We start from the raw sequence: 6,625 nt of genomic DNA, 5'->3' as shown, positions 1-6,625 counted from the left end.
CAAACAAGCACCGTCGCGAAGCCCATCCTGCCGCGCCGCCCCGCCTGGCTGCTGGCGCCGGTCCCCGAGGCCGCCGCCGCCGCCGGCCTGCTCCGCGCCCTGCTCGCCGATCCCGCATTGCAGCGCCGCATCGGCGAGGAACCCCGCCTCGGCCGCATCCTCCGCCCGCTCTGCCACAGCCTTGGCCTGAAGCTCCCGGCGATGCTCCGCCTCGCGCCGCGCGCAAGGCGCACCCCCCGCCCCAAACCCGAACCCGTCCCGCACAACACGGACTGCTCAGGCGCAAAGCTCCCGCGCCGCTTCCGCCCGCCCGCCTGGCTACGCCGGCGCGAGCGGCTGCACGACCCGCCGGGCTGGTGATCCTGTTGCCGATCCTCTTCTGGCGTTTCCGCGTCCCCGCTCAGCCGAGCAGGGCGACCGCCCGCGCGCATTGCGCCGCCGCCTCGCGGATCGCGGGCAGGATGCGGCGCATCACCTCGTCATGCGACACCCGCGCCGCGTTGGTGGCGACATTGAGGGCAACCGCCTGCCGGCTCCCCTTGCCCGGCACCGCGACCGAAACCGAGCGCAGGCCGAGTTCCAGTTCCTGGTCGTTGAGCGCGAACCCGTCCCGCCGCACCGCCGCCAGCCGTTCGAGCAGCAGCGCCGGGTCGGTGATGGTCGCCTGGGTGAACGCCGGCAGCGGCCCGCGCCCATACCGGGCGCGCACCTCCTCCTCGCTCAGCGTGGCGAGCAGCGCCTGCCCCATCGAGGTCGCGTGCGCCGGCAGCCGGCTGCCCACCCCGAGCGAGAGCGACATCAGCCGCTGCGGCGCGGCCGACCGCGCGACATACACGATCTCCGTCCCGTCCAGCACCGCCGCCGAGCTCGATTCGCCCAGCCGCTGCGTCAGCCCGGTCAGATAGGGTTCGATGAGTTCGGGAAAGCGCAGGCTGCCGAGATAGGCATAGCCCAGCTCCAGCACCCGCGGCGTGAGGGTGAACCACCGGTCGGTCTGCACCGCATAGCCGAGGTCGCAGAGGGTGAGCAGAAACCGCCGCGCCGCCGAGCGCTGCAACCCGGTCACCCTGGCGGCGTCCGACAGTGTCATCTTCGGCCGGTCCGGCCCGAAGGCGCACAATATCGCCAGCCCCCGGGCGAAACTCTCGACATGGTCGCGCGGGTTGGTCAGGCTCGGGCGCGGCAGCCTGGATGGTCCGGTCTCGTCTGGCGCAGTTGGCATCCGTGCGTTCTGCGCACATCTCCCCTGCGGATGCAAGATGGCAGACCGCCCGGCGCCCCACCCGGCGTCTGGGCGGGGCGAAAATCGTTAACCTTTCCCACGCCAAGGGCGAGCTTCCGGATTCCCCCCGCGCTTGTCCACAGGCTTATTCAGATTTCTGTGGACAACTCGTGCGAAGCCCGGATCGCAAAAGCCTGATTTCATTACGGTCTTGCTTCAGCCCTTCACCCGCGTGCCGCTGCCGTCGGTCACCCTCACCTCGATCGGGATCCCCCGCGCGACCGAGGCGCCGACGGTGCAGAACTGCTCGAACTGGCCGAGAATCCGGTCGAGATGCCCGATCGTCCCGGCCTCTGCGGCGAACCCGATGGCAACATGGATCGCCTGCACCCGCAGCCTCCGGTTCTCGTCGCGCTCCACGGTCGCCCGCGCGGTGGTGGTGATCGCCCCCGGCGCCTCGCGAAACTTGGTCATCGCGAAATGAAAGCTGGACGACATGCACGAGCCCACCGCCGCGAGCAGCAGCTGCACCGGCTCCGGCCCCGCCCCGCCGCCGAGCGGCGGCGGCTCGTCGGAGACGAGCTTCGGCAAGCCGCCGCCGAATTCGGTCTCGAACCGGTAATTCTCGATCTGCCGCAGGACGATCTCGTGCGTGTCGGCCATCTTGCCTGTCTCCTTCTGCCGCGCGCAGTCTGCACCCGGCGCGCCGCCGCCGCCAGACCGCCATCCGGCCATCCGCGACACCCCACCCTTGCCGCCCGCCCGCCGAGCCGGCATATGCAACAGGTCACCGGTCCCGCGCGAGCGGGTGAAAAGGGAACATCGTGCGCTTCGGCCGGGCCTGATTGTCCCGGAAGCAAGTCGATGGCTGCCCCCGCAACTGTCAGCGGCGAGCCGGTGGTCCGTCCGCCCGCAAGGGCGAGCCACTGAACCGGAACCGGTTCGGGAAGGCAGGGCCACCAGCGTCGACCCGCGAGCCAGGAGACCTGCCGGTGTCGCATCAACCAACGCTGCCGGGCGGGGTGCACCGGAAGCCGGAGCCAACCCATGACTGCACGCATCAGCGGCAGCGCCTGCCGCGCGCGCCTCGTTCGCCTCCCCGCACGCCAGGGAGGCCGCGCATGAGCATCGCCACCAATCTAGGCTTCCCCCGCATCGGCCGCCGGCGCGAGCTGAAGGCCGCACTCGAGGCCCATTGGGCCGGCGAGCTCACCGAAACCGCCCTGCACGATGCCGCCCGCGCCCTGCGCGCCGGGTCGCAAGCGCTGCAACAGGGGCTCGGCATCGGCCACATCCCGTGCAACGACGCCTCGCTCTACGACCATGTGCTGGATACCGCCTGCATGTTCGGCGCGATCCCGCCGGGTTATGGCTGGCGCGGGGGGGAGGTGTCGCTCGCGACCTATTTCGCCCTCGCCCGCGGCACCGGCGGCCACGATGCCGCCACCGGCCTGCCGGCGCTCGAAATGACCAAGTGGTTCGACACGAATTATCACTACCTCGTGCCCCGTCTGTCCGCCGGGCAGCACTTCACCGTCACCGCCAACCGCCCGCTCGAACTGTTCCGCGAGGCGCTGGCCTGCCATCGCCGCACCCGGCCGGTGCTGCTCGGCCCGGTCTCGTTCCTGCTGCTCGCCAAGACCGATGACGGGTCCGACCCGCTCGACCTGCTGGACCGCCTGCTGCCCTGCTACGCGCAGGTGCTGGCGGACCTCGCGGCCGAGGGCTGCGCCTGGGTGCAGATGGACGAACCTGTCCTCGCGCTCGACCTGTCGGGCCGCGCCCGCGCCGCCTTCGCCCACGCCTATGAAACCCTCGCCCGCGGCGCCACGCCGCACCTGCTGCTGGCGAGCTATTTCGCGCCGATGGGCGACAACCTGCCCACCGCCCTCGCCTTGCCGGTCGCCGGCCTGCATCTCGATCTCGTCCGCGGCCAGGCCGATCTCGCGCCCGCCCTCGCCGCTGCCGGCCCGGCACGCCATCTCTCGCTCGGCCTGATCGACGGGCGGAACGTCTGGCGGGCGGACCTTCGCGCCGCCCTCGCCACCGCGCGCGAGGCGGCGCGCGCCCTCGGCGGCACCGAGCGGCTGATGATCGCGCCGAGCTGCAGCCTGCTGCACGTCCCGGTCGATCTCGCGCAGGAAGACCGGCTCGATCCGGCGATCCGGCCCTGGCTTGCCTTCGCCACCCAGAAACTCGCCGAGATCGCCACCATCGCCCGCGGCCTCGACGAAGGCGACCACGCGATCGCCGAGGCGCTGGAGATCGCCGATGCCGCCCGCCGCAGCCGCGCCGAAAGCGCCCGGGTCCACCGGGCGGACGTCGCCGTCCGGCTGCTCGCCGCAACACCGGCGATGGAACGCCGCACACCGCCCCACGCCGCACGGCGGGCCCTGCAGCGCCAGCGCCTCGACCTGCCCACCTTCCCCACCACCACGATCGGCTCGCTGCCGCAAACCTCGGGCGTGCGCCGCGCCCGGGCGGCGCTCGCGCGCAGCGAGATCAGCGCCGCCGAATACGACGAAGCGATCGCGACCTGGACGGAGGATGCGATCCGCCTGCAGGAACGGATCGGGCTCGACGTGCTGGTGCATGGCGAATTCGAGCGCAACGACATGGTCAAGTATTTCGGCGAGCAGCTCGACGGCTTCGCCTTCACCCGCCATGGCTGGGTGCAATCCTATGGCAGCCGCTGCGTCGCACCGCCGATCATCTGGGGCGATGTCGCGCGGCCCCGGCCGATGACGGTGCGCTGGGCGCGCCATGCCCAGTCGCTCACCACCCGGCCGGTGAAGGGAATGCTGACCGGGCCGGTGACGATGCTGCAATGGTCCTTCGTCCGCGACGACCTGCCGCGCGAGACGGTCTGCCGCCAGATCGCGCTGGCCCTGCGTGACGAGGTGGCCGATCTCGACGCCGCCGGCCTCGCCATCATCCAGGTGGACGAGCCGGCCCTGCGCGAGGGGCTGCCGCTGCGCGAGGCGGAGCGCGGCGCCTATCTGGGCTGGGCGGTATCCTGCTTCCGCCTCGCCACCGCCGCGGTGCGCGACGACACGGCGATCCACACCCATATGTGCTACGCCGAGTTCCACGACATCATGCCGGCCATCGCCGCCATGGACGCGGATGCGATCTCGATCGAGACGGCGCGCAGCCGGATGGACCTGCTGACGGCCTTCGCCCGCGACGGCGCCCACGCCTACCCGGCCGAGATCGGCCCCGGCGTGTGGGACATCCACAGCCCGCGCGTTCCGCCCGAGGAGGAGATCCTCGCCCTGCTCCGCCTCGCCCGGGGCAAGCTCGCGGATGAACAGCTCTGGGTGAACCCGGATTGCGGACTGAAGACCCGCAGCTGGCGCGAGGTGGTGCCGGCGCTGGAAAACCTGGTCGGCGCCGCCCGCCGGCTGCGGCGCGAGACCAAGGCGGCCTGATCCGCCGCCGCCCTGCCGGCGCGCCCCTGCCGGCAGGGCGGGCTTGCACATCCCCACCAAGGCGGGATTACATATCTTCGCCAAGGCGGGATTGCATCCCGGGCCCCCCGATTCCAGAACCGTGCAAAGGCCCCGCGCCGCGCGGCGCCGGCAGGCGAGGAGACCGACGATGACCAAGACGCGCAAAAAGCCCGAGGAGCTGCGCAGCCACCGCTGGTTCGGCGCGTCCGACCTGCGCAGCTTCGGCCATCGCTCGCGGATCAAGCAGCTCGGCCACGCGCCCGAGGATTATGCCGGCAAGCCGGTCATCGCCATCGTCAACACCTGGAGCGGGCTTGCCCATTGCCACGGGCATTTCCCCGAACGCGTCGAGGCGATCCGCCGCGGCGTGCTCCAGGCGGGCGGCTTTCCGGTCGAGATTCCGGTGATGGCGCTGCCGGAGAATTTCGTGAAGCCGACGACGATGCTCTATCGCAACCTGCTCGCGATGGAGGTCGAGGAAAGCCTGCGCTCGCTGCCGGTGGACGGCGCCGTGCTGATGGGCGGCTGCGACAAGACCACGCCGGCCACCATCATGGGCGCGATCAGCGCCGGCCTGCCGGCGATCTTCATGCCCGCCGGGCCGATGCTGCGCGGCGACTGGGGCGGGCGCATCCTCGGCTCGGGCTCGGATGTCTGGAAATACTGGGACGAGAAGCGCGCCGGCAACATTTCCGAAGCGCAATGGGAAGACATGGAATCCGGCATCGCCCGCTCGGATGGCGTGTGCATGACGATGGGCACCGCGATGACGATGACCTCGCTCGCCGAGGTGCTCGGCCTCACCCTGCCGGGCGCGACCTCGATCCCGGCGCCGGATTCGCGCCATGCCCGCATGGCGGCGGCAACCGGGCGGCGGATCGTCGAGATGGTGTGGGACGACATCACCCCCGCCGACCTGCTCAGCCAGGCGAGTTTCGAGAACGCGATCGTCGCCAGCGCCGCCCTCGCGGGCTCGACCAACGCGATCATCCACCTGATCGCGATGGCCCGCCGCGCCGGGATCGACCTCGATCTCGACCGGTTCGACGCGCTCTCCGACAGCGTGCCGGTGCTCGCCAATATCCGCCCCTCCGGCCAATACCTGATGGAGGATTTCTATTATGCCGGCGGCCTGCCGGCCTTCCTCACCCGCATCGCCGACCGGCTCGACCTCGCAACCCGCACGGTGAGCGGTGCGACACTCGGCGACAACATCGCCGGAGCGACCGTGTGGAACGACGACGTGATCCGTCCGCTGGACAATCCGGTCTCCCGCGCCGAGGGGCTCGCGGTGCTGCGCGGCAATCTCGCCCCCGGCGGCTGCGTGATGAAACCCTCCGCCGCCGAGCCCCACCTGCTGAAGCATGAAGGCCCGGCGCTGGTGTTCGACGATTACGACGCGATGGCGAAAGCCGTCGCCGATCCCGATCTCGACGTCACCGCCGATCATGTCCTGGTGCTGCGCAATGCCGGGCCGCAGGGCGGGCCGGGCATGCCGGAATGGGGGATGCTGCCGATCCCGGTGAAGCTGCTCCGCCAGGGCGTGCGCGACATGCTGCGGATTTCCGACGCACGGATGAGCGGCACCAGCTACGGCGCCTGCGTGCTGCACGTCGCCCCGGAATCCTTCATCGGCGGGCCGCTCGCGCTGATCCGCACCGGCGATGTCATCGCCATCGACGTCGCCGCCCGACGGATCGATGTCAGGCTCTCCGATGACGAACTCGCCCGGCGCCGCGCGGCATGGACGCCGCCGCCGCCCCGCTTTCCGCGCGGCTATGGCGCGATCTTCGCCGCCCATATCGGCCAGGCCGATACCGGCTGCGATTTCGACGTGCTGGCCCGGCCGGGGACGATCGCCGAGCCGGAGATCCACTGACGATTGGTCGGGCACGGCTGGTTTCACCGAACCGCCCCTTGCGCCGGCGCCGCCCTGGGCGAACATACGGGG

Annotated in this window: 4 protein-coding genes, 1 pseudogene and 1 riboswitch; of the genes and pseudogenes, 3 read left to right on the top strand and 2 right to left on the bottom strand. The window is 71.2% G+C overall.

Annotation, left to right across the window (positions count from 1 at the left end; genetic code table 11):
- Positions 1-360: pseudogene (locus tag B7Z76_RS12280) on the top strand (hypothetical protein); the annotation flags it as partial.
- A gap of 40 nt (positions 361-400) precedes the next feature.
- Here B7Z76_RS12280 and B7Z76_RS12275 read toward each other — a convergent pair.
- Together B7Z76_RS12275 and B7Z76_RS12270 are read right to left on the bottom strand one after the other, a co-directional pair.
- Positions 401-1,222, bottom strand: a complete 822-nt coding sequence (locus B7Z76_RS12275; protein ID WP_174503837.1) for an IclR family transcriptional regulator C-terminal domain-containing protein — start codon at positions 1,220-1,222, stop codon at positions 401-403.
- Between the two features lie 216 nt (positions 1,223-1,438).
- On the bottom strand, positions 1,439-1,885 hold the full coding sequence (locus B7Z76_RS12270) for an OsmC family protein (protein WP_174503836.1): 447 nt from the start codon (positions 1,883-1,885) through the stop codon (positions 1,439-1,441).
- Between the two features lie 111 nt (positions 1,886-1,996).
- Positions 1,997-2,231, top strand: a riboswitch (cobalamin riboswitch).
- A 112-nt stretch (positions 2,232-2,343) separates the two neighbouring features.
- Here B7Z76_RS12270 and metE point away from each other — a divergent pair.
- A complete protein-coding gene (gene metE / locus B7Z76_RS12265; protein ID WP_291344224.1) occupies positions 2,344-4,653 on the top strand; it encodes a 5-methyltetrahydropteroyltriglutamate--homocysteine S-methyltransferase in 2,310 nt (769 codons plus the stop codon).
- Positions 4,654-4,822: 169 nt separating this feature from the next.
- The gene (gene araD / locus B7Z76_RS12260; RefSeq protein ID WP_291344222.1) at positions 4,823-6,553 is read left to right on the top strand and encodes an L-arabinonate dehydratase; all 1,731 of its coding nucleotides are present in this window, start codon (positions 4,823-4,825) and stop codon (positions 6,551-6,553) included.
- Positions 6,554-6,625 lie beyond the last annotated feature (72 nt).

Source organism: Acidiphilium sp. 20-67-58, assembly GCF_002255515.1.
Lineage (GTDB): Bacteria > Pseudomonadota > Alphaproteobacteria > Acetobacterales > Acetobacteraceae > Acidiphilium.
Note: the sequence above shows the minus strand (reverse complement) of the source record. Positions and strands in the feature narration are given on the sequence as shown.

Excerpts from the sequence above, each read along its gene's own strand:
- B7Z76_RS12275 (WP_174503837.1), bottom strand. The coding sequence starts at position 1,222 with ATGCCAACTGCGCCAGACGAGACCGGACCATCCAGGCTGCCGCGCCCG.
- B7Z76_RS12270 (WP_174503836.1), bottom strand. The coding sequence starts at position 1,885 with ATGGCCGACACGCACGAGATCGTCCTGCGGCAGATCGAGAATTACCGG.
- metE (WP_291344224.1), top strand. The coding sequence starts at position 2,344 with ATGAGCATCGCCACCAATCTAGGCTTCCCCCGCATCGGCCGCCGGCGC.
- araD (WP_291344222.1), top strand. The coding sequence starts at position 4,823 with ATGACCAAGACGCGCAAAAAGCCCGAGGAGCTGCGCAGCCACCGCTGG.